The organism is Mycolicibacterium agri (assembly GCF_002553505.1).
Taxonomy (GTDB): domain Bacteria; phylum Actinomycetota; class Actinomycetes; order Mycobacteriales; family Mycobacteriaceae; genus Mycobacterium; species Mycobacterium agri.
Map to the genome: position 1 here is coordinate 98,323 of NZ_PDCP01000010.1, position 24,197 is coordinate 122,519.

21 protein-coding genes and 2 pseudogenes are annotated in these 24,197 nt (G+C 65.8%); 9 read left to right on the top strand and 14 right to left on the bottom strand.

The window, feature by feature from the left end; all coding sequences use genetic code 11:
- Positions 1–64 precede the first annotated feature (64 nt).
- From CQY20_RS07755 to CQY20_RS07775, 5 genes are read right to left on the bottom strand one after another with little or no spacing between them, the layout of a single operon-like run.
- Complete coding sequence (locus CQY20_RS07755; protein ID WP_097939492.1) at positions 65–1,813, bottom strand: ABC transporter substrate-binding protein; 1,749 nt, start codon at positions 1,811–1,813, stop codon at positions 65–67.
- 51 nt (positions 1,814–1,864) lie between these two features.
- Positions 1,865–2,986, bottom strand: a complete 1,122-nt coding sequence (locus CQY20_RS07760) for a C45 family autoproteolytic acyltransferase/hydrolase (RefSeq protein WP_097939493.1) — start codon at positions 2,984–2,986, stop codon at positions 1,865–1,867.
- Positions 2,983–3,699 carry an SDR family NAD(P)-dependent oxidoreductase gene (locus CQY20_RS07765; protein WP_097939494.1) on the bottom strand — a complete coding sequence of 239 codons (717 nt, stop codon included), beginning with the start codon at positions 3,697–3,699 and terminating at the stop codon, positions 2,983–2,985. Before CQY20_RS07765 ends, CQY20_RS07760 begins: the two co-directional genes overlap by 4 nt.
- Complete coding sequence (locus CQY20_RS07770; protein WP_097939495.1) at positions 3,699–4,475, bottom strand: SDR family NAD(P)-dependent oxidoreductase; 777 nt, start codon at positions 4,473–4,475, stop codon at positions 3,699–3,701. The genes CQY20_RS07765 and CQY20_RS07770 overlap by 1 nt, the downstream gene beginning before the upstream one ends.
- Complete coding sequence (locus tag CQY20_RS07775) at positions 4,472–5,269, bottom strand: polysaccharide deacetylase family protein (RefSeq protein ID WP_097939496.1); 798 nt, start codon at positions 5,267–5,269, stop codon at positions 4,472–4,474. The genes CQY20_RS07770 and CQY20_RS07775 overlap by 4 nt, the downstream gene beginning before the upstream one ends.
- 167 nt (positions 5,270–5,436) lie before the next feature.
- Between CQY20_RS07775 and CQY20_RS07780 the strand changes: the two genes are divergently transcribed.
- Both CQY20_RS07780 and CQY20_RS07785 read left to right on the top strand, forming a co-directional pair.
- Positions 5,437–7,470 carry a hydantoinase/oxoprolinase family protein gene (locus CQY20_RS07780; protein WP_133119041.1) on the top strand — a complete coding sequence of 678 codons (2,034 nt, stop codon included), beginning with the start codon at positions 5,437–5,439 and terminating at the stop codon, positions 7,468–7,470.
- Entirely contained in the window at positions 7,467–9,101 is a 1,635-nt protein-coding gene (locus CQY20_RS07785) for a hydantoinase B/oxoprolinase family protein (protein ID WP_097939498.1), read from the top strand. Before CQY20_RS07780 ends, CQY20_RS07785 begins: the two co-directional genes overlap by 4 nt.
- Before the next feature lie 12 nt (positions 9,102–9,113).
- Here the strand turns inward: CQY20_RS07785 and CQY20_RS07790 are convergent, their stop codons facing one another.
- A complete protein-coding gene (locus tag CQY20_RS07790; RefSeq protein ID WP_097939499.1) occupies positions 9,114–10,622 on the bottom strand; it encodes an APC family permease in 1,509 nt (502 codons plus the stop codon).
- Positions 10,623–10,732: 110 nt separating this feature from the next.
- Here CQY20_RS07790 and CQY20_RS07795 point away from each other — a divergent pair, with 110 nt between their 5' ends.
- A complete protein-coding gene (locus tag CQY20_RS07795) occupies positions 10,733–11,647 on the top strand; it encodes a sigma-70 family RNA polymerase sigma factor (RefSeq protein ID WP_097939500.1) in 915 nt (304 codons plus the stop codon).
- Here CQY20_RS07795 and CQY20_RS07800 read toward each other — a convergent pair.
- Positions 11,610–12,098 carry a MarR family winged helix-turn-helix transcriptional regulator gene (locus CQY20_RS07800; protein ID WP_163700789.1) on the bottom strand — a complete coding sequence of 163 codons (489 nt, stop codon included), beginning with the start codon at positions 12,096–12,098 and terminating at the stop codon, positions 11,610–11,612. The two genes, CQY20_RS07795 and CQY20_RS07800, sit on opposite strands and share 38 nt — an antisense overlap.
- Before the next feature lie 183 nt (positions 12,099–12,281).
- Here CQY20_RS07800 and CQY20_RS07805 point away from each other — a divergent pair, with 183 nt between their 5' ends.
- The 3 genes from CQY20_RS07805 to CQY20_RS07815 are packed head-to-tail and all read left to right on the top strand — an operon-like array spanning position 12,282 to position 16,115.
- Positions 12,282–12,776: an MmpS family transport accessory protein gene (locus CQY20_RS07805; RefSeq protein ID WP_097939501.1), complete on the top strand. Its 495-nt coding sequence runs from the start codon at positions 12,282–12,284 to the stop codon at positions 12,774–12,776.
- The gene (locus tag CQY20_RS07810) at positions 12,773–15,586 is read left to right on the top strand and encodes an MMPL/RND family transporter (protein ID WP_174814675.1); all 2,814 of its coding nucleotides are present in this window, start codon (positions 12,773–12,775) and stop codon (positions 15,584–15,586) included. The genes CQY20_RS07805 and CQY20_RS07810 overlap by 4 nt, the downstream gene beginning before the upstream one ends.
- A gap of 1 nt (position 15,587) precedes the next feature.
- A complete protein-coding gene (locus tag CQY20_RS07815; RefSeq protein WP_234816147.1) occupies positions 15,588–16,115 on the top strand; it encodes a hypothetical protein in 528 nt (175 codons plus the stop codon).
- Here CQY20_RS07815 and CQY20_RS07820 read toward each other — a convergent pair.
- The 6 genes and pseudogenes from CQY20_RS07820 to sdhC form a co-directional block, all read right to left on the bottom strand.
- A pseudogene (locus tag CQY20_RS07820) lies at positions 16,072–16,725 on the bottom strand (carboxymuconolactone decarboxylase family protein); the annotation flags it as partial. The gene CQY20_RS07815 and the pseudogene CQY20_RS07820 overlap by 44 nt on opposite strands.
- A 110-nt stretch (positions 16,726–16,835) precedes the next feature.
- Positions 16,836–17,264 carry a hypothetical protein gene (locus tag CQY20_RS34455; protein WP_133119042.1) on the bottom strand — a complete coding sequence of 143 codons (429 nt, stop codon included), beginning with the start codon at positions 17,262–17,264 and terminating at the stop codon, positions 16,836–16,838.
- A gap of 140 nt (positions 17,265–17,404) precedes the next feature.
- Positions 17,405–18,196 (bottom strand): succinate dehydrogenase iron-sulfur subunit, encoded by a 792-nt coding sequence (locus CQY20_RS07830; RefSeq protein ID WP_097939504.1) that lies wholly within the window; start codon positions 18,194–18,196, stop codon positions 17,405–17,407.
- A 2-nt stretch (positions 18,197–18,198) separates the two neighbouring features.
- A complete protein-coding gene (sdhA, locus tag CQY20_RS07835) occupies positions 18,199–19,953 on the bottom strand; it encodes a succinate dehydrogenase flavoprotein subunit (RefSeq protein ID WP_097939505.1) in 1,755 nt (584 codons plus the stop codon).
- Positions 19,950–20,390, bottom strand: coding sequence for a succinate dehydrogenase hydrophobic membrane anchor subunit (locus CQY20_RS07840; RefSeq protein WP_174814746.1), 441 nt, complete (start codon positions 20,388–20,390; stop codon positions 19,950–19,952). The genes sdhA and CQY20_RS07840 overlap by 4 nt, the downstream gene beginning before the upstream one ends.
- Before the next feature lie 116 nt (positions 20,391–20,506).
- Positions 20,507–20,923: a succinate dehydrogenase, cytochrome b556 subunit gene (gene sdhC, locus CQY20_RS07845; RefSeq protein ID WP_097939506.1), complete on the bottom strand. Its 417-nt coding sequence runs from the start codon at positions 20,921–20,923 to the stop codon at positions 20,507–20,509.
- A 210-nt stretch (positions 20,924–21,133) separates the two neighbouring features.
- Between sdhC and CQY20_RS07850 the strand changes: the two genes are divergently transcribed.
- From CQY20_RS07850 to CQY20_RS07860, 3 genes are read left to right on the top strand one after another with little or no spacing between them, the layout of a single operon-like run.
- On the top strand, positions 21,134–21,538 hold the full coding sequence (locus CQY20_RS07850) for a cytidine deaminase (protein ID WP_163700786.1): 405 nt from the start codon (positions 21,134–21,136) through the stop codon (positions 21,536–21,538).
- Between the two features lie 4 nt (positions 21,539–21,542).
- Positions 21,543–22,883 carry a thymidine phosphorylase gene (locus CQY20_RS07855; protein WP_234816148.1) on the top strand — a complete coding sequence of 447 codons (1,341 nt, stop codon included), beginning with the start codon at positions 21,543–21,545 and terminating at the stop codon, positions 22,881–22,883.
- Positions 22,880–23,968, top strand: coding sequence for an adenosine deaminase (locus CQY20_RS07860; protein WP_097939508.1), 1,089 nt, complete (start codon positions 22,880–22,882; stop codon positions 23,966–23,968). The genes CQY20_RS07855 and CQY20_RS07860 overlap by 4 nt, the downstream gene beginning before the upstream one ends.
- A 52-nt stretch (positions 23,969–24,020) precedes the next feature.
- Here CQY20_RS07860 and CQY20_RS07865 read toward each other — a convergent pair.
- Positions 24,021–24,197 (bottom strand): annotated as a pseudogene (locus CQY20_RS07865) (IS30 family transposase); the annotation flags it as partial.

The following is a 24,197-nucleotide window of genomic DNA, read 5'->3' on the forward strand; positions in this document are numbered from 1 at the left end:
TCAGGCTGTGAGCAGTACAGCCAATGGCGTTGCTGGCCGCATCCGTCATCTGACGGACTGCAGACTAGGCCGACATGCACCAGGACGGTAGACGGAAGCGCGAGCACGAGCCGAACGGTTCGGGTCCGAGTGCGTGATGCGCGCCCGATTGGATCTGATAGATCATGTGCGCCTGTGCCATCGACGCATCGGGCGTGAGGTCGGGATACGACAGGGTGGAGTGGTTGGTGTCGCCGAAGTAGTACACCCCGTTGACGCCGCGATGCGGCCACCTGCGCAGGTGACGCACGACGTCGGCGGTGTTGGGAGTGGCAGTGGCTGACCACGCCGCGGCCAGCAGATTGACCTGGTCGTAGGCTGCACCCGCCTGTGACCACCCCGGTTCACGGCCGAACCGGGCGGCGTATTGGTTGCGGAACCGGCGACCCAGGACGTCGTCGTAGGTGCCGGTGGTGGTCGACCAGATGATCCCGTCGGCGGCACCGCCCACCGCATCGTGAAATCGGGGGATCGACGGCCCGTATACGCAGTAGACCAGCGAGGACAGACCCGTCGCAACGAACTCACGTTGGAACTCCGCGACCTCCTGATCGAGGAAGTGGGTGACCATGATGACCTCGGGGTCGAGCTCTGTGAGCCGCTGTGCCACCCGAGACCAGTCTGTCGTCGGCACTGGTACGCGAATCAATTCCGCGAGAGACCATTTCGCCTTTTCAGCGGTCGCGAGGAAATGTTCGTTGGTTACCCGTGTGCTCGACGTCGCGGCCTCGATGCTCACCATCCGCCTCGACCGCGGTGCCCAGATCCCGGCATGCTCCAGCTCGGTGAGAAGCCGGATCAGTCCGACGCCGTAGAACGTTTCGGAAGCACAGGTCTGAAAGATCGCACCGTAGCGGGCCGGGTCCGACTCGGTCTGGCGCACCTGTTCGGCGAATGTCGCGGTGTGCAGGAACGGCTTGCCGTAGTCGGCCACCATGTCGATTACCGAGGAGCATTCGGCGCTCGCATAACTTGTTGTGATGGCGTCGACTTCGCGGTCGAACAGCCGGGTGACACCGCGCTCGACGCTTCGAGAGTCGAAAAGGTCGATATCGGCAGTGACCAGTTCCACTCGGCGGCCCGCGATGCCGCCGGTCGCGTTGATCTCCTCGACCGCAAGCATTGCGCCGTGGTGTACCTCGATGCCATCGGCCGCCGCGGCCCCGGTGGGAACAAGTGCACCCACGGTCAACGGGCGCTTACGCGGATACGCCGGGCGCAGCGGCAGTGTCGGAGTGCGCGGTACATCGTTGACGATGCCCTCCAGTTCCACGATGCCGATGCCCGGTGTGCCGTCAACGCCGCCAGGGATCGGTAGGCGCAGCAGCCCTGAGTCCACTGCGAGCGCGGCAAGGCCGCCGCGCGTGCGCTGGTCGAGTTTGATCAGCAGCCGCTCGATCTGGGTCGATACCGTGCGTGCGCTGGTGCCGAGTCGCTCTGCGATCCCCGCGTTCGTCAGGCCGAGTGCCAGCAGCGTCAGCACATCCACTTCGCGGACGGTGATGCCGCGCGGCATCTCGACCTCGGAGACGCGTAGCGACACGCGCTCACCAGCTGGGCGGGGATAGCCGGGAATGCAGTCGGGATCGTGTGGTTGGCGGATGAGGTGAACCGCGAGCCACTGGTCACCGCTGCGCCACAGGAACCGAAGCGAGTCTCGGGTGGTTTCGAAAAACGCCCGCGCGTAACCGACAATCTCGGGTGGAACCGCAGGGTGGCTCGCCTGGTCGCGCGCCTGCGCATCGATGATGAGCTCCGCGATGACCCTCGACATCCGTCCCCTTGTCGCCCGGTGACATGGCCGGTCAGGCCGTGTCCAGGAACTTTACGCCCACACCTCGGCGTAGTCGCGGACGATCCAGCGATCCTGGCAGGGATTGCCCACCGAGATATGTGCCCGCCGACGGACTGGTTCGAAGATCACCCCGGCGGCAGTGATCCACTGGTCGTACGGTTCTGCGGTCGGATCCGGATGACAGCAGATTCCGAAGGGATGGTCCGCGTGATCGGCCAGGATCTGCTTCCAACACCCGACGCCGCCCGCCGGTTTCTCGCGCGCCAACCGGCGCACCCGCTGCAACCGGAACAACGAGTCCGCCATCAACTTCAAGCCGAGGTCGGTGCCGCCCCGGCCGCCCGAACCACCGACCGAGAAGTGGTTGGCATGCAGCAACAAGCCGTCATCGTCGGGGACATCCCAAGCGATCGCTTCGAATCCGCCCGGTCGCGCCTCGGCGTCCACAGCGAGGCCGTCGGCACTTGCGATTAGGTAATTCGCCGAGGACGAGCGGTGCACTGACTGCAACACCGTGGCGGCCTCGGTTGCGTTGCGGCAGTCCAGCAGTGCCCGGAGCATCACGTGATAGGGCACGCCCGGTTCGCCGGCATCGGATGACGACACCAGCGCGTTGGTCGCTACCGTCAGCCCGCACGAGTTCATCCCGAGCTTCGCCAGAAGACCGGCCTCGACGACTGTCATCCACGCGGGCCCGTCGTCAGGTCTCGACTCGAGCAGCACGATCGTCTCGTTGGAAAAGGTGAGCCAGTCCCAGGTCTGGCCCGACAGTTGGGCGCCGTCGCCATCGCGCGCGGCGAACGACGTGCACTCGAGGGGTGGCAGCACCGCACCGGCATTGCGGACCTTGGCGGCAAACAGGATCTCGGTGCGCAGGTTCATCGCCAGCACGTCGATGAAGTCCAGCGCCGCGCCGTCGGCGATGCCGGTCATTTCCTCGATCGACGCCGGATGAAATGCTCGGATCGGATCGACGAAATGCTCCGCCTCCGCGCGGACCCGGTCCCAATCCCAGCCGGCGAAATGCGCGTATACGCCCGCATAGGCTTCGCGGGTGCGGTGGACGCGGGACGCGGCCTGCGCGCCGTACTGCTCACCGCGCAGGCGGGCGTCGCCTGCGACGGTGACGATCGGCAGATCATGTTGAGTCATGACGCGAGATACCCTCCGTCGACGACGATTTCGGTTCCGGTGATGTAAGACGAGCGGGGGCCCGCCAGGAACATGCATGCGGCGGCCACCTCATCGGCGCGGCCGAGCCGTCGCATCGGCAGCCGCGTCAGCAGGGCCGCGGTGGCATCCGCATCCTCGACGATAGTGGTCATGGGCGTGTCGATAACGCCCGGCACCACGGCGTTGACGCGTATTCCCGCGGGGCCCCACTCCACGGCGAGCTGACGGGTGAGGGAGCCGACCGCCCCCTTGCTCGCCGCATAGGCAGCGCTGGGTTCGCCGGCGTCACCGCGCGATGACGCGACGGATCCGAGCAAGACAACGGCGCCCTCTGTGCCCGCGGCCAGCATGCCGGCGGCGACCGCGCGCGCGACGAAGAAACTGCCCCTGGCGTTGATCCCAACCACTTCATCCCATGCGGCCGTGTCCACCTCCGTCGACGCCGCTACCCGGTACACACCGGCGCAGTGCACCAGCGCATCGGGCGGCGCGCCCCACGCCGACGTGACCGCGGCAACGACCTGGCCGACCTCGCGCTGGTCGGCGACGTCGGCGGTGTATCGGCCTTCGGTCGGTGCGCTACTCGGGAAGGACCTGTCGATCTGCGCGACATCCCATCCCTCTGCCGTCGCGAGCGCGACGACCGCCGCCCCGATACCCGAGGCGGCTCCCGTGACGACGAGTCGAGCCATCAGCTCACCTTGATTCCGCCGTTGACACCGATAGTCTGCCCGGTGACATAGGACGCGTCCTGCGACAGCAACCACCCGACGGCCCCGGCGACGTCCACCCCGTTGCCGTGTCTGCCGAGCGGAACCTCGTCACGAAGCTGTTGCAGACGCAGCTGCGGGTCGATTCCCGCGGCGCGTGCCTGCAGCTCGACTTCCTCTTCGTGCATCCGCGTCAGCATGTAGCCCGGTGACACGGTGTTGACGGTGATGCCATACGGCCCGAGTTCCAATGCCAGACAGTGAGAGAGCGCACGCAGCGCCGCTTTCGACATGATGTAAGCACTGCCCCCCGTGACGGGCTGCTCGGCGTAGACGGATCCGATGTTGACAATGCGGCCGGAACGCTGGGCTTTGAGGTGCGGTGTCGCCGCGCGGCACAACCGTACGGCGCCCAGCAGATTCACATCCAGGGTGCGTACGACGTCGTCCATAGCCACCGAGTCCAAATCACCGCCGGGGCCCCCGATGCCCGCATTGTTGACGACCGCGTCGATGCGGCCGAACGACGCCAAGGCAGTGCGGACGAGTGCGTCGGCGGTTTCCGGCGCGGCGACGTCGGCGACCACCGTCCGGACCCGGCCGTCGAACATTCCCGGCTCGAAACGCGCGTCGACGTCGGCGGTGACGTCGCAGGCGATCACGCACCACCCGTCGTCGAGCAGTCGCTTCGCGATGTCGACGCCCAATCCGTCCGCCGTTCCGGTGACGATCGCACACCGCGAGGGGGTGACCGTCATGGCGCAAGCCGGGCCACGTCGCGGGCCGGTGCTATCCACGCCCCCGAAGCCCTCATGTCGTCGAGCAGCCGGTCGAGAAGCTTCAGCCGCGATGGCCGCCCGATGAACTGCGGGTGCATGGTCAGCATGTAATGGGCGCCCAGTTCGGCGACGCCGTCGAGCTCGTCACGCCACAGTGTGTACACCTCATCGACGGTGCGGATGGTTTTGTCCCAGGTGTCACCGGCAAACCAGAAGTGCGGGGCATCGTCGAGCAGCCAAGACACCGGCAACTCCGCGATGCCGCCGGGATGGCGGTAGGGGCGAATGTCGTCCATCAGGTTCGAGGAGTACTCGAAGCCGTGAGCTGCCAACAGTGTCAACGTGTTCGGGCTGAAATCCCACGACGGCGAGCGGTATCCGGCGACCTCGGCGCCCAGGCCGCGTAACGACTGCAGACCCCTGACGAGTTCAGCTTCCTCTTCTTCACGGGTCAGGTTGGTCGGGGAGCGGTGGGTATAACCGTGATGGCCGATCTCGTGACCCGCCGCGAGGATCTCGCGGACCCGGTCGGGGTGGCGGTCGGCGTCACCGCCGCAGATGAAGAACGTCGCGGTAACGTTGTGGCGATCGAGCAGGTCGAGCAGCAGCGGAATCGCGACCTTGGGACCGTAGGTGCCCTGCGACAACACGCCTGGGCGGCCCGCGTTCGCCGGGTCTTCGCCGAGCCACACCTCCTCGGCGTCGAAATCGAAACTGATGGTTGCGCCGTAGCGTGCGCCCTCCGGCCAGTTGAAAAGCTTTCCTCCTGCCATTCGGCGATTGTCACCAGGCGCGCCGCAATGCAACATCCGCAATTCGACGTAGTGGCCTCCGCACCCGTCCGTCGAATGACGCATGACGAGCGGATGCGACCACCGCTGTACTGGGCTCCTCGGTGACACCCGTCGAGAGGTGGCAAGTGGTGCAACGCGGTTGGACGGTGAGCATCGACGCCGGCGGTACGTTCACTGACGCCGTAGCGAGGAGCGCCGATGGCCGCGTCCTCGTCGCCAAAGTCGCGTCCACGCCGAATGACCCTGCGAGCGCATTGTCCACCGCCGTCGCATCGCTTGTCACCCAGGGCATGCCCGTCGAGGACGTCTCGGTGGTATGCCATGGCACGACCGTTGCCACCAACGCGGTACTGACCGGCAATCTCGCATCGGTCGCGCTGCTGACCACCCGCGGGTTCCGCGACGTAATGGGCTACCGGCAGTCGAGCAGGCCCGACGTCTACAGCCTGACCCCGCGGCGGCCGAGCGAGCTGGTCGAGCGGTTCGCACGCGTCGAGGTCGACGAACAGATCACCAGCACCGGCGAGGTGCTCGTTGCGCTCAGTGATGCCGAGATCGAGCGGGCGGTGGCCAAGGTGTCCTCCCTGGAAGTCGACGCTATCGCGGTGTGTCTGCTTTTCAGTTACGTCGATGACAGCCATGAACGCCGGCTCGGGGAGGCTCTGCGGGCGGCGCTGCCCGACGTGCCGGTCACCCTGTCCAGCGAGGTGGCCAGGGAGTTTCGGGAGTATCCGCGCATGGCGACGACGGTGATCAACGCCGCGCTGCGACCCGTGATCGGTGGCTACATGCAACGAGCGGCCGCCGCCCTGTCGAAAGCCGGTCTGGCCGCGCCCTTTCTGGTCATGCAGTCCAACGGGGGCAGTGTGCCGGCGGCACGAGCCGACGACGGCGCGCACCGGTTGGTGTTGTCGGGCCCTGCCGGCGGCGTTGCGGGATTGGTGGCCTCGGCGGCCAGGCACGGCATCGACGATGTCATCAGCCTTGACATGGGCGGCACGTCCACCGATGTCTGCCTGGTGCGGGCACGACGGATCCCGTACGCCACCACTCAGACCGTCAACGACCACGTGCTGCTCGCCCCCGCAGTCGATATCCACACCATCGGCGCGGGCGGCGGCAGCATCGCCTGGACCGACCAAACGGGGCGGCTGCGGGTCGGCCCGCAGTCCGCGAAAGCCGATCCCGGTCCCGCGAGCTATCTCCGCGGTGGCGTCGAACCGACTATCACCGACGCCCACGTTGTTCTCGGCACGCTAGGTACCGACGGGCTCGCCGACGACCTCATGCTGGACCGAGACGCGGCGGCGGCGGCGGTCGACCGGGTGGGCGGAGTGATCGGTATGGGCACCGAGGATGCCGCCGAGGCCATCCTGGCGATCGGGCTCGCGCACATGGTGCGTGCCGTCCGCAAGGTCAGCGTCGAGAGGGGGTTGGATCCGCGCAAGTTCACCCTGGTTCCGTTCGGTGGGGCAGGACCGCTGCATGCCGGTTTGCTATTGCGGCACATGGGGCTTCGCAGCGTTCTGGTGCCCAGTTGGCCGGGATTGTTCTCAGCCGACGGCCTGTTGGTGGCGGGTCTGCGCCTCGATGACGCGCAGACGGTGCTCACCACGTTCGACGAGGAGTCGGTGCCGCGCATTGCTCAGTGGTTCGCCGAAGCCGCGGACTCGGCCGCACGGCAACTGGTCGCCGATGGTGCGCAGGAGAGCGAGGTGACGCTGAGCGCGTCGGTGGATTGTCGCTACGTCGGCCAAGGCTATGAACTCAATGTTCCGTTATCAGGCTGGGCTGGTTGCGATCTCGCTGCGATTCCCGAACTCTTCCACGCTGCGCACGCCGAACGCTACGGCCACGCCAACCGAGACGAACCCGTCGAGGTCGTGACGTTGCGGATCATGGCGGTCGGCGCGTACGGCCGGACGGAGTTCGCTCCTCCCACCACCGCACAGCCCGGTGGTGTCGAGCGCGCAACCGTCGCACGCAGGCAGGTACGGATCCCTGGCTTCCCGGCGGTGCAGATGCCGGTCTATGAGCGATCGCTGCTGCAGCGCGGCGACCTTATCGACGGACCGGCCATCATCCGCCAAATGGACTCGACCACAGTACTTCTCGCCGACCAGCGCGCCGCTGTTGATGCGGGCGGTGACATGCTGATCACGGATGGAGGTCAGTCATGACGGACGTCGACACGGTCACGTTCGAGGTCGTCGCCGCGGCGCTGCAGTCGGCTGCCGAGGAGATGGGAAACGTCCTCAAGCGGTCGAGTTACAGCCCGATCATCCGCGATATGGACGACTTTTCCTGCGCGCTGTTCACCGCTGACGGTGAACTGGTGGCGCAGGCGGATTACATTCCCGCGCAGCTGGGTGCGATGTCACTCGTCGTCAAGGCCATCATCGAACGGTGGGCGAACCGGATCACTCCTGGCGATGCCTTCATTTCCAACCATCCGTTCATGGGCGCCATGCATCTGCCCGATGTCAACGTCATCTGCCCGATCTTCCTGGGCGAGAGGCTGATTGCCTGGGCAGGAACGGCGGCCCATCACATCGACGTCGGCGGCGTCAACCCCGGTAGCGAGGGCCCCGAGCTTGAGGATATCTTCGGTGAGGGTCTCGTGCTGCCGCCGGTGCGGCTGGCTGTTGCTGGTGTCGAGAACGACGACCTTATCGCGGTCGTCACGGAGAACATTCGCGATCCGCGGAGCACGGTCAGCGACCTGCGGGCTCAGCGTGCTGCCTGCGCGCTCGGGGAGGAACGGGTCGCCGAGCTCGCGTCGAGCTACGGCACGGAAGCGGTGCTCGCGGTGATGTCCGGCATGCTTGACTCGGTCGAGGACGGTGTGAAGACGGCGCTGCGGGGCCTACCGGATGCGGAAGCCGAAGCCAAAGGATTCCTCGATGATGACGGCCGGGGTGGCCCGCCGACGCGCATTCACGTGAAGGTGACAAAGCGTGGTGATCGTTTGGCGATCGACCTGTCCGGCTGTGATCGACAGGTTTCAGGCGCGATGAACGTGCCATGGGCGAGTTCGCGGGCAGGAATCGTCTACGCGGTGCGTGCGGTGGTGGCGCCCGACCTTGGCGCTAATGACGGTTTGTTGCGGGCGGTCGACATCGAGGCGCCGCTGGGCATAGTCCTCAACCCGGAGCCGCCCGCTGCTGTGTCGGTGCGGCACAACACATGTCAACGCTTCGCCGACACGCTGATCCGCGCCATGGGCGTGATGTGGCCGGAGAAGAGTGTCGCGAGCAGCACCGTCAGCTTCTTTTGTTTCAACGTCGGCTCGGTGAGTCCGTTGACAGGTCATCCGTCGGTGATGGCAGACGTCGTCGGCGGCGGAACCGGCGCCACGGCTTACGGTGACGGCATCGATGGTGTGGACACCTACATGTCCAATGTCGGTGTCATGCCGACCGAGGTGGTCGAGACCAACTACAGCGTGCGGGTGCTTAAGACCGAATTCATCCCGGGTTCACAGGGACGGGGAAGGTTCAACGGGGGGCTCGGTTTGCGCCGGGAGTATCAGATCATCAACACCCCGCAGCGGGTCACGTTCTATTGCGAACAAACCCATCCCGATTTCGTACCTCGAGGCGCCGACGGCGGCGGCGACGCTCGGCCGACGACTGTGACGGTCATCGGACCCGACGGGCGCGAGATCGCCGGCCTTGCGGACAAGGCGTCGTTGACGCTGCAGCCGGGCACCATCGTGCGTGTCGAAACCGCGGGCGGCGGCGGCTACGGCGACCCCAGGGAGCGGCCGCTCGAGGCGCGCTTATTCGATGAGCGCAATGAACGGCTGTAACCCTCGCTGGCCTCAGTACACGTCTAGCACCTTGACTTCGGTGTCGGCGTTGAGCGTCTCGCCGCGGAAGAACCGCTTGGTGCCGTAGGCGAAGCATGCGAGCATCAGCGGCACGCCGAGCACCAGCATGCCGACGCCGAGAACGAAGACACCGCCGACCGGACCGAAGGCGGTGTAGCCGTAGTCGGGCTGGATCATGTCCTTGGCGCTGATGACGAACGCCCACGTCATCGCCAGCGCGCCCAGGAGCGGAAAGAGGCCGCGGAAGAAGAAGTTTCGCGCCGACGTGAACAACGACTTGCGGAAGTACCACACACAGGCGAAGGCCGTGATCCCGTAGTAGAACGCGACGGCCAGGCCCAGCGATGCTATCGAGTCGGCGAGCGCGTTCTCCGACAGGATCGTCAGCAGCAGGTAGAAGAACAGCGCCGAGCAGCCCATCACGATGGTGCCGAAAGCCGGTGTCATGTAACGCGGATGGACTCTGGCGAATCGCTTGGGGATCGCCTCGTAGACCGCCATCGACAGGGTGCCGCGGGCCGTCGGCAGGATGGTCGTCTGCGTGGACGACAGCGCCGATACCGAAACAGTAAGCAGCAGAAGCGATGCGGCGATGGTCCCTGCGACCGGCTTGCCGAGCACGGTGAGCACGTCGTCGGTGTTCATCGCATTGTTCAACCCGATGCCGACGTCGCCGAAACCAGCGAAGGACTGCACGGCGTAGGCGACCAGCACGTAGGTGCACACCAGGATGAGCGTGGTGACGATCGCGGCGATGCCCGGCGTGCGTTCGGGGTTCTTGGTCTCTTCACCGACGGCCAGGCAGGCGTCCCAGCCCCAGTAGATGAAGATGCACAGGATCACCGCGGCGGCGATCGCGGAGGCGTCCAGCCCCGCGGGCCACAGCCACGACAGCTGCGGCATGATCGCCTGTGCGCCAGCGGTCCCGGCGAACACGCGGGCCAGCGCGATGATGCTGACGACGATGAGCACGCCGAACTGTATGGCGATCAACACGTTCTGCACCCGTTCGGACACCACGATGCCGCGCGCCGACAGCAGCGTCATCCCGATGATGAACAAGCAGCCGAGCGTGACCTTTGAGTAGGTGTTCTCGGCCAGGTTCTCCAGGCCCAAAAAGTTGAACAGGTAGATGGCGGCGATCTCGGCGACGTTGGCCAACACGATGATCGCCGAGACGGCCAGACCCCAGCCGCCGATCCAACCGATCCACGGGCCGAACGCTTTCGTGCCCCACGTGAAGGTCGTGCCGCAGTCGGGGGTGTCCTGGGACAACTCCTTGTAGGCGAACGCCACCAACAGCATCGGAATGAACGCCACGACGAACATCGACGGCGCCTTCTCGCCGACGGCCAGCACCACGTAGCCGAGCGTGGCCGCCAAGCTGTAGGCGGGTGCGACCGCCGCAAGACCGATTACCACGTTGCCGACGAGTCCGAGGGCTCCGGCCTGCAAACCCTTCTCGCCGACGACCGGAGCTTCGGGTTCCCTGAGTGCCATGACGGGAATATACGGTTCGCGTAGTTGCTGCGGAGGTTCATCACCCAAATCACTTCGGGTGTGCAGGTTTGCAGCGGAATCGGTCGGCGGGGCGGCTCTACGATTGGCTTATGACCGCTTCCACGCGCGTCGACGAATTCGAGGAGTTGCGGCCGCATCTGATGGCGGTGGCGTATCGCCTCACCGGCACCATGGCCGACGCCGAGGACATCGTCCAGGACGCGTGGCTGCGGTGGCAGGCAGCGGCCGCCGAAGCGATCACCGACCTGCGGGCGTGGCTGACGACGGTGGTGAGCCGGCTGAGCCTCGACCGCTTGCGCTCCGCGGCGCACAGGCGCGAGACCTACATCGGCGAATGGCTGCCCGAGCCCGTGGTGACCGGCGTAGACGGCGATGATCCGCTGGCCGCGGTGGTGGCCGGCGAGGACGCGCGGTTCGCGGCAATGGTCGTCCTCGAGCGGTTGACGCCGGATCAGCGGGTGGCGTTCGTCTTGCACGACGGTTTCGGCGTGCCGTTCGGCGAGATCGCGAAGGTGCTCGGCGTCAGCGACGCGACCGCGCGTCAGTTGGCGTCGCGGGCACGGCGCGCGGTGGCGTCGGCGCCGCCCCCAGTGGACGACGAGACCCACAACCGGGTGGCGGGCGAGCTCATGGCCGCCCTTGCGGCCGGTGACATGGACGGCGTCGTGCGCCTTCTTCATCCGGCCGTCACCTTCACCGGCGACTCGAACCGCAAGGCGCCGACGGCATTCCGCGTCATCCACGGCCCGGACAAGGTCGCGCGTTTTCTGTTCGGGCTGGCCGAGCGCTATGGGCCGAACTTCTTGGCGACCGCCCAGCTGGCGCTCGTCAACGGCCAGCTGGGCAGCTACAGCCCGGGCGCGCCCGCCGGCGACGGCTATCCCGAGATGACGCCGCGGGTGACCGCGATGACCGTGCGCGACGGAAAGGTCTGCGCCATCTGGGATGTCGCCAACCCGGACAAGTTCACCGGTTCACCGTTGCGCCGCTCGGCTCGGCAATAGCGGCGTCGGCGACTTCGCGCATCTGTCTGAGCACCCGTGCTCCGACCTGAGCCGCGAGCGCCAGCGCCAGCTGGTCATCGTCAGGCAGCGCGGCGAGTAGTTCGGCGATGCGCTGTCGGCGGATCTCCGCGCGGGTGTCCCAATGTTTGCGTCCCGCCTCACTGATCGAGACCAACCGGACCCGACCGTCTTGCGGATCGATGCAGCGCTCCAGCAGTCCCTGCTGCTCCAACCGCTGAACCAGCTGCGTCATACCCGACTGGCTCGCCCCCTCGGCTTCGGCCAGCGCGGTCAGTTTCATCGGCCCCTGACGTTCGAGCCGATTGAGCACAAGCGTCGCGCTGGCACTCAACGCGGCACGATCGACGAGATGCCGCCACAGCAGGTCCGCGCTCGTCACGATCATCTCGGAGATGGCTTCCAAACCGCGGGTATCGACCACTGCGCTCACGTGTCATTCATATCATCTACAGGATGTATCTCTGCAACGCGCGACCCGCACCGTCGCGGTAAGTTGATAGACGATATTCTCAAAATTGCTGTGATTATGGGAATAATCCGCGATCGCGCGATAGTTGAGCCACTGCGAATTGATCGATCTGTGTAAGCATCCAATCACATAGGTGATATACATATGTCTCTCGTGGCCGTGAAACCACCCGCGCACAAGACGGGTGACCGCACGACGACGCGCCGCACTGTGGTGCCCAGAGCTCTGCAGAAAGGCTGGTTGCCAGCCGTCACCGTCATCGCCTTGGCCATCGGTTCTGTGGCGGTGTGGAAGGTGCACGAGATGTCGGCCCCCGGACCGGTGCCGTCGGTGCTCGCCGCCCAGGCGCCGGAACAGTTCACGCCGAAAACCCTGACGTACGAGTTGTACGGATCCCCCGGCGACGGCGGGATGCTGACCTACGTCGACCTCGACGGCAACCCGCATCGTGTCGACATCGGTGAACTGCCCTGGTCGCACACCGAGACCACGACGCTGACCGTGGTGTCCGGCAGCATCTCCGCCCAGATCCAGGGCGGTGAGGTCGGCTGCCGGATCCTCGTTAACGACGTTGTCCGCGACGAGCGTTCGTCGACGCACGCCAACGCCGATGTCACGTGCCGAGTCAAGTCCGCATGAGCTCCCACCGCGCGGGCAGGCCGTTCATCGCGCGTACCGTGCGCGTGCTGGCCGTGCCGATCATCGTGCTCTGGGCGCTGCTCGCCGTCACCACAAACACCTTCATCCCACAGGTCGAGCGCGTCGCCGACGAACTCGCCGGCCCGATGATCCCGAGTTACGCGCCATCCCAGATCGCCCTCCTGCACATCGGGGAGAAGTTTCAGGAGTCCGACTCGACCAACCTGACCATGCTGGTCTTGGAGGCCGAGCGTCCCCTCGACGAGGGCGACCACAGGTACTACGACGATCTGGTCCGTCGATTGCGGGCCGACACCGACCATGTGCAGTACGTGATGGACTTGTGGGGTAAGTCCATCACGGCCGCAGGCGCCCAAAGCGTCGACGGCAAAGCCTCATTCGTACTCCTGCGTCTCGCGGGCAACATCGGTCAGCAAGAGGCCAACCAGTCCGTCGACGCGGTCCGCGACATCGTCGCCGCCGACACGCCGCCCCCTGGCCTCAGGGTCTACGTCAGTGGGGCCGCGCCGCTGACCTCGGACACCCTTGCGATCGCGAACTCCAGCCTCAACAACATCACGATCTTCACGATCATCCTCATCGTCGTGATGCTGCTGTTGGTTTACCGGTCGGTGTCGTGCCTGCTCGTTCCGCTGCCTGCGGTGCTCATCGAGATGCTCGTCGCCAAGGGCGTCATCGCGACCCTGGGGCACTTCGGCTTCATCCCGCTGTCGTCGTTCGCGGTGAACGTGGTGGTCGCGCTGACGTTGGGCGCGGGAACGGATTACGGCATCTTCCTGCTCGGCCGTTACCACGAGGCGCGTCAGGCCGGCGAATCCCGCGAGGACGCCTACTTCACCGCCTACCGCAGCGTCGCCCCGATCATCATCGGATCAGGCCTGACCATCGCCGGTGCCTGCCTGTGTCTGAGCCTCGCGCGCCTTGACTACTTCCACACCATGGGCCCGGCCGTGGCCATCAGCATGCTGTTCACCATCACCGCGGCGCTGACGCTCGCTCCGGCCCTGCTCACACTGGGCAGCCTGCTGGCGCTGTTCGACCCGGCCCGCCCGAACAGCGGCCGGCTCTATCGGCGCATTGCCACGAGCGTGGTGCGCTGGCCCAAACCTGTTCTCGTCGCGAGCATGGCGATCGTCATGGTGGGGGCGGTCTTCGTCCCGACGTACCGAGTCAACTACGACGACCGCGCGTACCAACCCGCCGACGCTCCGGCCAATCTCGGCTTCCGAGCCGCTGACCGGCACTTCAACCAGAGCAAGCTGTTTTCAGAGATGCTGATGATCGAAACCGACCACGACATGCGCAACTCGGCGGACTTCATCTCTTTGGACCGCGTGGCCAAGGCCCTGATCGAGCTGCCCGGTGTCGCCATGGTGCAGAGCATCACGAGACCGCTGGGCCGACCCCTGGAGCATGCGACGATTCCCTACCTGTTCACCACGCAGGGCAGCGTGAGTGGCCAGCAGCTGCCGTTCAGCGAGCAGCAGAACGAAAACACCGAGAAGCAGGCTGAGATCCAGGCGCACTCATTGCAGGTCATTCAGCAGGTCATCGCCATCACCCAGCAGCTGGCCGACGAACTGCACTCCACCACCTTGACTTTCGAGAATCTCGAGCAGGTGACCGATGACATGAACCAGGGGATCTCCAACCTTGATGATTTCCTTCGCCCGCTGAAGAATTATTTCTACTGGGAGCCACACTGTTTCGACATTCCGGTGTGCTGGGCGATGCGGTCGTTGTTCGATTCCCTCGACGGTGTCGACCTTCTGGACCAACAGATCTCCGATGCCGTCACGTCCTTCGAGGCCATGGATCGGCTGATGCCGCAGATGATCGCGCAACTGGAGCAGATGAAAGCGGACAGTCAGGCCACGCTGGACATCATCACCAACAACTACGGGCCCGCGCATCTGCAGTCCACCGAAACCGACCAGACCTTCTACGACCTGATCAACGTCGGCAACGACTTCGACCAGGCACGCAGCGACGACTTCTTCTACATTCCGCACGAGGCCTTCGACAACGACGACGTCAAGACCGGGATGCAGCTGTTGATGTCACCGGACGGCAAGGCCGCCCGCTTCATCATCACCCATGAGGGCAACGCGATGGGCCCGGAAGGCATCGAGCACGTCGAGCAGTTCCCCGACGCCATCAAGAAGGCCCTCAAGGAGACCTCGCTGGCGGGTGCCAGGATCTACATCGGCGGCGCGGCATCGAACAACTTGGACATCAAGACCTATGCCGCATCGGATCTGCTCATCGTGGCGATCGCGGCGTTCGTGTTGATCTTCCTGATCATGTTGTACCTGACTCGAAGCCTGGTGGCAGCCATCGTTATTCCCGGCACCGTCGCGTTCTCCTTCGCCGGCGCGTTCGGGTTGTCGGTGCTGGTGTGGCAGCACCTGATCGGGCTACCGCTGCATTGGCTGATCCTGCCGCTGAGCTTCATCATCCTCGTCGCCGTCGGCTCCGACTACAACCTGCTGTTGATCTCCCGCGTGAAGGAGGAGACCGGGGCCGGGCTCAACACCGGTCTGATCCGGGCGTTGGGAGGCACGGGCACCGTGGTGACCTCGGCCGGCCTGGTGTTCGCCATCACGATGCTGTCGATGCTCGTCAGCGATCTGCGCACGATCGGCCAACTGGGAACGACGGTCTGTATCGGCCTGCTCCTCGACACCATGATCGTCCGTTCACTGGTAGTGCCCTGCCTGATGCGCCTGCTCGGCTCCTGGTTCTGGTGGCCCACGTTCATCCCGCAACGTCCGCGCAGGAGGGCATGACATGACGACGTCGACGCTGTACGGCATCCTCGCGATCATCTCGTTCTGTCTGATCTGGGTGGCCGCCGTCTTCGCGTTCATCTTCACCAGGCGTGTCAGGCAGCGCATGCACGTCACCGCGGCGCTCGGGATCGGTGCCGTCACCGCCGCGGTGCGCAAGGTGGGCAGGCGCACGCCGATGACTGCCGACGAGCTCCGTCTCGCCCGTCAGGTTCTCAACGACCGCGGCAGCCTTCTGGCACTTGCCATTCCGGCCACACTGTTCTCCCTCGGCTGCTTCTATGTGTTCGCCAGCCTTGAGCAGTTGCACGGTCGCACACCGTCCGAACGCACGTTCCTCGGCGTGTTCCCGATGATCACCGCGACGAACATGAGCCTGCAGGTCCTGCGCAGCGTGCGGCTCAAGAGGCGGGCCCGTGTGCTTGAACCGGTAGTCCCACCGGATGCCCCGCCGGACTCATCACCCGACGTTGGCGCAAACGACATCACCTCGGCTCAGCGGTCGGCTCCGCAGCAGGTTCGGCCGTAGCCCAGGGCACGCGGCAGGCGTCGCCGGAGTTGAAGCCCTGCTCGGTGATGCCCAGCGCGGAATACATCCGGGCCCGCATGTTCTCCACGCCGATCTGATAGGTCAGCTCGATGACCCCGTCGTCGCCGAACCGGCGGCGCAGGTCCTCGACCTGTTCGTCGGTGATCGTGTGCGGGTCCTTGGTCATGGCGTCGGCGTAGGCGATCGCGGCGCGCTCGTCGTCGGAGTAGGCCGGCGACGTCGCGTAGTTGTCGATGTCCTTCAACCGCTCCATGTCCAAATGCTCGAGCCGCATGAGCATGGCGCCGAAGTCCACGCACCACGAGCATCCGATGGTGCGCGCCGTCCAATACACGGCCAGTTCGCGCACGCAGGTCGGCAGCTTCTTCGAACCCGACTGCAGCAAGCCCTCATGCACGACGTTGGCCAGCATCAGCCGCGGGTGATGCGCGGCGACGGTGAACGGTTCGGGCACCTCGCCGAAGCGGCGCTTGGCGACGCGGTACAGCAGCTTGGTCATCAGCGGTGCCCGCTGCGGAGGCAGCGGTGGGATACGCGTTTTCTGTGTCATACCCGTTAGACGAGGCAGCCCGCCCGGATGTGACACGCATGCACGCGTGACTGGCGTCACACTCGCGGCGCCATCACACACCCGCGAAACGGAATCCTCGCAGCGAAAGTGCGAGTGTTGTGCTGCGAGGATTCCGCCTCGGCGAAGGGTCAGGGGGTGCCGACGCAGACGCCGCCGGCACAGGCGCCCGCACCGTCGGGTCCGGCTCCAGCCCCGGCGCCCGGCACGCCCGCGGTCGCGCCGCCGGGGCCTGCTCCCGCGCCTGCGCCACCTGCACCAGCATCAGCGCCGCCGGGCCCTGCTTCAGCCCCGGCGCCTGGCACGCCTGCGGTTGCTCCACCCGGGCCCGCACCTGCGCCCGGCGCGGGGGCGGGCGCGGGAGCTTCAGTGCCCGGTGCGGCGGTATCCGCCGGGGTCGTCACTGTCGTGGTTTCCGTGCTCGACGATGTGGTCGACGACGTTTCGGTCTCGCTGCTGCTGGTGTCGTCGCTGCTGCACGCGGTCAGCGTGGTCGCGATGGCGACAGCGGCAATACCTGACGTGATCGAGAAGCGGCGAAAGATTGTGCGGTTGGGCATGCTTCGGTCTCATTCCTGTTGCGTGGTCGAGCTTGGGCCGTATGACGGCCAAGTCCCAATACCCACTCCGAAGCGAATGCAACCCCTGCGATTTCGGCGCGCTAAACGGCGCTCAGCGCCCGTTTGCGCGCCGAAATCACTCAGCGGGCGAACATCAACGCCCGCTTGACCTCTTGGATGGCCTGCGTGACCTGAATGCCGCGCGGGCAGGACTCGGTGCAGTTGAACGTTGTGCGGCAGCGCCACACACCGTCGACCTCATTGAGGATGTCCAGGCGTTCGGCGGCGCCCTCGTCGCGGCTGTCGAAGATGAACCGGTGCGCGTTGACGATCGCGGCGGGCCCGAAATAGGAACCCTCGGTCCAATAGATCGGGCAGCTCGTGGTGCAGCACGCGCACAGGATGCACTTGGTGGTGTCGTCGTAGCGGGCCCGGTCGGTCGGGCTCTGAATCCGTTCGCGCGTTGGCGGGTTCCCGCTGACCATGAGGTAGGGCTTGATCGCGCGGTACGCGTCGAAGAACGGCTCCATGTTCACCACGAGGTCCTTCTCCACGGGCAGCCCGCGGATCGGCTCGACGGTGATGGTCAGCTGCTTCTTCGGGTCCTTCGGCAGCAGATCGCGCATCAGCACCTTGCACGCCAGCCGGTTGACACCGTTGATGCGCATCGCGTCCGAACCACAGACCCCGTGCGCGCAGGAACGCCGAAACGTCAGCGTGCCGTCCAGATACCACTTCACGTAGTGCAGCAGATTGAGCAGACGATCGGTGGGCAGGCACGGCACCCGGAAGCTCTGCCACCCGCCGGTGTCGGCGAACGCGTCGGGATCCTCCGGGTTGAAGCGCGCGATTTTCAGCGTCACCATCACGGCGCCGTCTGGAACCGGCGGCAGCGCAGGGTCTTTCGTGTCCACCTCGGGAGCAATACTCATCGTCAGTACTTCCGTTCCATCGGCTCGTATCGCGTCTGCACGACGGGCTTGTAGTCCAGCCGGATATCGCTGAGCAGGCCCTCGCCCTGCTTGTAGGCCATGGTGTGACGCATGTAGTTGGTGTCGTCGCGATTGGGATAGTCCTCGCGGGCATGGCCGCCGCGAGATTCCTTGCGGTTCAACGCGCCGACCACCGTGACCTCGGCGAGCTCGAGAAGCATGCCCAGCTCGATCGCTTCGAGCAAGTCGCTGTTGAAGCGTTTGCCCTTGTCGTGCACCGTGATTCGAGAATAGCGCTCCTTGAGCGCGTGGATGTCCGTCAGCGCCTGCTTCAGGGTCTCCTCGGTGCGGAACACCGCGGCGTTGTTGTCCATCGTCTGCTGCAGCGCGCCGCGGATGTCGGCCACGCGCTCGTTGCCGTGCTCGGAGAGGATGTCGCCGATCCAGCTGACCACCATGCCGGAGGGATTCGGCGGCAGGTCGACGTGGTCGTGGCCGAGCGCGTAGTTCGCGGCCGCGATGCCGGCCCGACGGCCAAACACGTTGATATCCAATAACGAATTGGTGCCCAACCGGTTGGCGCCGTGCACCGACACACACGCGCACTCCCCGGCGGCGTACAGGCCGGGCACGACGTTGGTGTTGTCGCGCAGTACCTGGCCGTGCACAGTCGTTGGGATACCGCCCATCACGTAGTGGCAGGTGGGGTACACCGGCACCAGTTCCTTGACCGGGTCGACGCCCAGATACGTCCTGGCGAATTCGGTGATGTCGGGCAGTTTCGCCTCGAGCACATCCTCGCCGAGGTGACGCACGTCGATGTAGACGTAGTCCTTGTGCGGGCCCGCGCCGCGGCCTTCGAGCACCTCGCGCACCATCGACCGGGCGACGATGTCGCGCGGCGCGAGGTCGACGATGGTGGGGGCGTAGCGCTCCATGAACCGCTCGCCCTCACCGTTGAGCAGTCGGCCGCCCTCGCCGCGCACCGCTTCGGAGATCAGGATGCCTAGACCGGCAAGGCCGGTCGGATGGAACTGGTGAAACTCCATGTCTTCCAACGGAAGTCCTTTGCGGAAGACGATGCCCAGCCCGTCGCCGGTCAGGGTGTGGGCGTTGGAGGTGGTCTTGTACATCCGGCCCGATCCGCCGGTGGCGAACACGATCGCCTTGGCGTGGAAGACGTGGATGTCGCCGGTGGCCAACTCGTAGGCGATGACACCTGTCGCGACGGGCCCGGCCGGCGTTTCGGTCAACGCGACGTCGAGCGCATAGAACTCGTTGAAGAACTCGACGTCGTGCTTGACGCAGTTCTGGTACAGCGTCTGCAGAATCATGTGGCCGGTGCGGTCGGCGGCGTAGCAGGCGCGGCGCACCGGGGCCTTGCCGTGGTCGCGGGTGTGCCCGCCGAACCGGCGTTGGTCGATGCGGCCCTCCGGGGTGCGGTTGAACGGCATCCCCATCTTCTCGAGGTCGAGCACCGCGTCGATGGCTTCCTTGCACATGATCTCGACGGCGTCCTGGTCGGCGAGGTAGTCGCCGCCCTTGACGGTGTCGAAGGTGTGCCACTCCCAGTTGTCCTCTTCGACGTTGGCCAGCGCTGCACACATGCCGCCCTGCGCCGCACCGGTGTGGCTTCGCGTCGGGTAGAGCTTGGTCAGAACCGCCGTGCGGACCCGGGGCCCGGCCTCGACGGCGGCGCGCATACCTGCGCCGCCCGCACCGACGATGACGACGTCGTAGCGATGTTCCTGGATCATTGGTTAACCCCGATGCTCGCGTCGAAGGTGACCAGAACGTAGGTGCCCAACACCAAAATGAACCCGGTGGCCAACAGCAACAGCGAGTTCAGATAGAACTTGGTGACGTTCTTGCGGGAGTAGTCGCCGATGATCGTGCGCATGCCGTTGGCGCCGTGCACCATCGCCAGCCACAGCAGCGCCATGTCCCAGATCTGCCAGAACGGTGACGCCCACCGCTGGGCGATGAAGTTGAAGTCGACCCGGTACACGCCGTCGTCCCAGATCAGCATGATGAACAGGTGTCCCAGGGCCAGCAGCACCAGAGCCACCCCGGAGAACCGCATGAACAACCACGCGTACTTCTCGAAGTAGGGGATGCCCCGCGGCCGTCGCGGCGCACGCGGGTGGTCCAGCGAAGCCGGTCTGTCGTGCTCCTTCTCCAGCACCGGGGCGATACGGCCCTCGCGGTGATGAGGCGTCCAGGCCGCCTTCGTCGCCGCATCGGGCGTCGTGCCCGTCGCTGCCGCCGAGGCCTCTGCCGCGCTCGTCGACGGCCCGCCCGCTGCCGCGCTCACAGGAACCGCTCCGCCATGTGCATGCCGATAACCCCCAGCGCCGGAATCATCACGGCCAGCCAAACGCCGGCCACCACCCACAGCATCAGGCGCTGATAGCGCGCGCCGTGCTGCCAGAAGTCGATCAGGATGACGCGGATGCCGTTGAGAGCGTGGTAGAGGACCGCTGCGACCAGTCCGATCTCCATCAGGCCGACGATCGGCGTCTTATAGGTGGCGACGACCTCGTTGTAGGCCTCCGGGCTGACGCGCACCAGCGCGGTGTCCACCACATGTACGAACAGGAAGAAGAAGATCGTCGCGCCGGTGATGCGGTGTAACACCCACGACCACATCCCGGGGTCCCCGCGGTAAAGGGTGCGTCTGCGCGGCCTCTTTGCTCGCGGGGCCGCAATCTCCGCATTCGTACTCATCGGGCCTCCAACGCCATCGGTAGACGCTTGGGTCGGCAGCGAACCCGGCCCAAACCTCGGGGCGACTCTAAACCCATTTGTAATGCCCAAAGCACTACCGTGTTACGCGTTCGGGGGTCTTTGACCTCGAAGTTAGGGTTACCTACATCACCTGGCGGGCTGTAGGGCGAAAGTTCGGAATGCATTCAGAGATCGGCTGGCGGTAATGACGTGACCATCAATATTGACTGGAATACATTGCGGCACAAAGCAACTGAGACTGCCGCCCACGCGTACGCGCCGTACTCGGGGTTTCCGGTCGGCGCGGCGGCACTGGTCGACGACGGCCGGATCGTGGCGGGTTGCAATGTGGAAAATGTCTCATATGGTCTTGGTCTCTGCGCCGAATGCGCCGTGGTCTGCGGCCTGCATTCCGGTGGCGGCGGCAGGCTGGTGGCGCTGTCCTGCGTGACCGCCGACGGAGAACCGCTGATGCCGTGCGGCCGTTGCCGTCAGGTTCTGCTGGAGCACGGCGGGCCCACGATGCTCATCGACCACCCGTCCGGCCCACGGCCGTTGGGTGACCTCCTGCCGGATGCGTTCGGTCCCCACGACTTGGCCCGTCGGGAGCCGTAAAGCCGTGACGCCGACCATATTCGACGCGCACGACCATCAGTTCGACGCGCCCACCGTCATCCGGACCAAACGCGACGGGGGCGTGCTCTCCGATGCGGCGATCGACTGGGTGATCGACGCCTACACCAACGGTCGGATCGCGGACTCGCAGATGTCGGCGCTGCTGATGGCGATCTTCCTGCGCGGCATGACAGGACACGAGATCGCGCGGTGGACGGCGGCGATGGTGGCCTCGGGTGAGCGCATGGACTTCACCGATCTGCGGCGCGACGGTAAACCGCTTGCGTTGGTGGACAAGCACTCCACCGGCGGCGTCGGCGATAAGATCACCATCCCGCTGGTGCCCGTCGTGATGGCGTGCGGCGGCGCCGTGCCGCAAGCGGCGGGCCGAGGACTGGGCCACACCGGCGGCACACTCGACAAGCTGGAAGCGATCCCGGGATTCACCGCGGAGATCTCGAAAGACCAGATCCGCCAACAGCTTTGCGACATGGGCGCAGCGATCTTCGCGGCCGGAGAGCTGGCGCCAGCCGATCGCAAGATCTATGCGCTGCGCGACGTCACCGGCACCACCGAGTCGCTGCCATTGATTGCCAGCTCGGTGATGAGCAAGAAGATCGCCGAGGGCGCGCGGGCGTTGGTGCTCGACACCAAGGTCGGCTCTGGCGCCTTCCTCAAGACCGAGGCCGAGTCGCGCGAGCTGGCCGAGACCATGGTGGCGCTGGGCACCGAGCACGGCCTGATTACGCGCGCGTTGCTGACCGATATGAACCGGCCCCTCGGCCGGACCGTCGGCAACGCGGTCGAAGTGCAGGAATCGCTCGACGTGCTGGCCGGGGGAGGCCCACCCGACGTGGTCGAGCTGACGTTGGCGCTGGCCGCCGAGATGCTCGACGCCGCCGGGTTGGACGGCCGCGATCCGGCGCAGACGCTACGCGACGGGTCGGCCATGGACTGCTTCCGCCGGCTGGTGACCGCCCAAGGCGGCGACTTGTCGCAACCGTTGCCGGTCGGTGCACACACCGAGACCATCACCGCGCCGCGCAATGGCACCATGGGCGATATCGATGCCATGGCGGTAGGTCTGACGGTGTGGCGGCTCGGCGCGGGTCGTGCCGCCCCCGGCGAGCGCGTGCAGGCGGGCGCCGGCCTGCGCATTCACCGGCGGCCCGGCGAACCCGTCGCCGCAGGTGAGGTGCTGTTCACGCTGTACACCGACACCCCGGAGCGCTTCACCGGCGCGATAGCCGAGATGGACGGCGCCTGGAGCGTCGGCGACACCGCGCCCGACATCGGGCCCCTCATCATCGATCGGATTGCAGGCGGACGCGAGGAGCAGTCATGACCACACCACTGACCCTCGACACCATCCGGCAGGCGCCCAAGGCGCTGCTGCACGACCATCTCGACGGCGGGCTGCGGCCGGCGACGGTGCTGGACCTGGCCGCGCAGGCCGGCTACGACGACCTGCCCGCCACCGACGTCGACAGCCTGGCCGAATGGTTCCGCACCGCCGCGCACAGCGGATCGCTGGAGCGCTACCTCGAGCCGTTCGCGCACACCGTCGGCGTCATGCAGACGCCCGAGGCGCTCTATCGGGTGGCCTATGAGTGCGTCGAAGACCTGGCCGCCGACAACGTCGTATACGCCGAGGTCCGGTTCGCCCCCGAACTGCACATCGACAAGAACCTGTCGATGGACGAGGTCGTCGACGCCGTGCTGGCCGGATTCGCCGATGGCGAGAAGGCCGCCAGCAGTGAGGGTCGCACGATCACGGTGCGCTGCTTGGTGACCGCGATGCGTCATCAGGCGCGGTCGCTGGAGATCGCCGAACTGGCGATCCGGTTCCGGGACAAGGGAGTTGTCGGGTTCGACATCGCGGGCGCCGAGGCAGGTTATCCGCCGACGCGGCACCTCGACGCCTTCGAGTACATGCGAAATGCCAACGGCCACTTCACAATTCATGCTGGCGAGGCGTTCGGGCTGCCGTCCATTCACGAGGCGATCGCGTTCTGCGGCGCCGACCGCCTCGGCCACGGCGTGCGCATCGTCGACGACATCACCGTCGCGCCGGACGGCTCGGTCCACCTCGGCCGGCTGGCAGCGCTGTTGCGGGACAAGCGCATTCCGCTCGAACTCTGCCCCACCTCCAATGTGCAGACCGGCGCTGTCGCCAGCCTGGCCGAGCATCCGTTCGACCTGCTCGCCCGGTGCCGATTCCGCGTCACGGTCAACACCGACAACCGGCTGATGAGCGACACCTCGATGAGCAAGGAGATGTCCCAGCTGGTGGAGACGTTCGGCTACGGCTGGAGCGATCTGGCGAGGTTCACCATCAACGCGATGAAGTCGGCGTTCATCCCGTTCGACGAGCGGCTGGCCATTATCGACGAGGTGATCAAACCGCGCTTCGCGGTCCTCATCGGCTGACTCACCTTTTCCGGCGAGCAGACGCAAAAGTCCGCACTGTCCAGGGGCGATTTCAGGCAGTGGATGCAACAGCGGGTGGTTTTGGCGGGTTTGAGAGTAGCTCGTCGAGGACTTCAGCGGGTTTCTTCCAGCCGAGGGTTTTGCGGGGTCGGGTGTTGAGTTGGGCGGCAACGTAGTCGAGGTAGTCGGCCGGGAACACTGATAGGTCGGTGCCTTTAGCAAAGTATTG

Excerpts from the sequence above, each read along its gene's own strand:
- CQY20_RS07815 (WP_234816147.1), top strand. The coding sequence starts at position 15,588 with ATGACGACGTCGACGCTGTACGGCATCCTCGCGATCATCTCGTTCTGT.
- CQY20_RS07765 (WP_097939494.1), bottom strand. The coding sequence starts at position 3,699 with ATGGCTCGACTCGTCGTCACGGGAGCCGCCTCGGGTATCGGGGCGGCG.
- CQY20_RS07810 (WP_174814675.1), top strand. The coding sequence starts at position 12,773 with ATGAGCTCCCACCGCGCGGGCAGGCCGTTCATCGCGCGTACCGTGCGC.
- CQY20_RS07785 (WP_097939498.1), top strand. The coding sequence starts at position 7,467 with ATGACGGACGTCGACACGGTCACGTTCGAGGTCGTCGCCGCGGCGCTG.
- sdhA (WP_097939505.1), bottom strand. The coding sequence starts at position 19,953 with ATGATCCAGGAACATCGCTACGACGTCGTCATCGTCGGTGCGGGCGGC.
- CQY20_RS07830 (WP_097939504.1), bottom strand. The coding sequence starts at position 18,196 with ATGAGTATTGCTCCCGAGGTGGACACGAAAGACCCTGCGCTGCCGCCG.
- CQY20_RS07795 (WP_097939500.1), top strand. The coding sequence starts at position 10,733 with ATGACCGCTTCCACGCGCGTCGACGAATTCGAGGAGTTGCGGCCGCAT.
- CQY20_RS07775 (WP_097939496.1), bottom strand. The coding sequence starts at position 5,269 with ATGGCAGGAGGAAAGCTTTTCAACTGGCCGGAGGGCGCACGCTACGGC.
- CQY20_RS07770 (WP_097939495.1), bottom strand. The coding sequence starts at position 4,475 with ATGACGGTCACCCCCTCGCGGTGTGCGATCGTCACCGGAACGGCGGAC.
- CQY20_RS07805 (WP_097939501.1), top strand. The coding sequence starts at position 12,282 with ATGTCTCTCGTGGCCGTGAAACCACCCGCGCACAAGACGGGTGACCGC.
- CQY20_RS34455 (WP_133119042.1), bottom strand. The coding sequence starts at position 17,264 with ATGCCCAACCGCACAATCTTTCGCCGCTTCTCGATCACGTCAGGTATT.
- CQY20_RS07860 (WP_097939508.1), top strand. The coding sequence starts at position 22,880 with ATGACCACACCACTGACCCTCGACACCATCCGGCAGGCGCCCAAGGCG.
- CQY20_RS07760 (WP_097939493.1), bottom strand. The coding sequence starts at position 2,986 with ATGACTCAACATGATCTGCCGATCGTCACCGTCGCAGGCGACGCCCGC.
- CQY20_RS07790 (WP_097939499.1), bottom strand. The coding sequence starts at position 10,622 with ATGGCACTCAGGGAACCCGAAGCTCCGGTCGTCGGCGAGAAGGGTTTG.
- CQY20_RS07755 (WP_097939492.1), bottom strand. The coding sequence starts at position 1,813 with ATGTCGAGGGTCATCGCGGAGCTCATCATCGATGCGCAGGCGCGCGAC.
- sdhC (WP_097939506.1), bottom strand. The coding sequence starts at position 20,923 with ATGAGTACGAATGCGGAGATTGCGGCCCCGCGAGCAAAGAGGCCGCGC.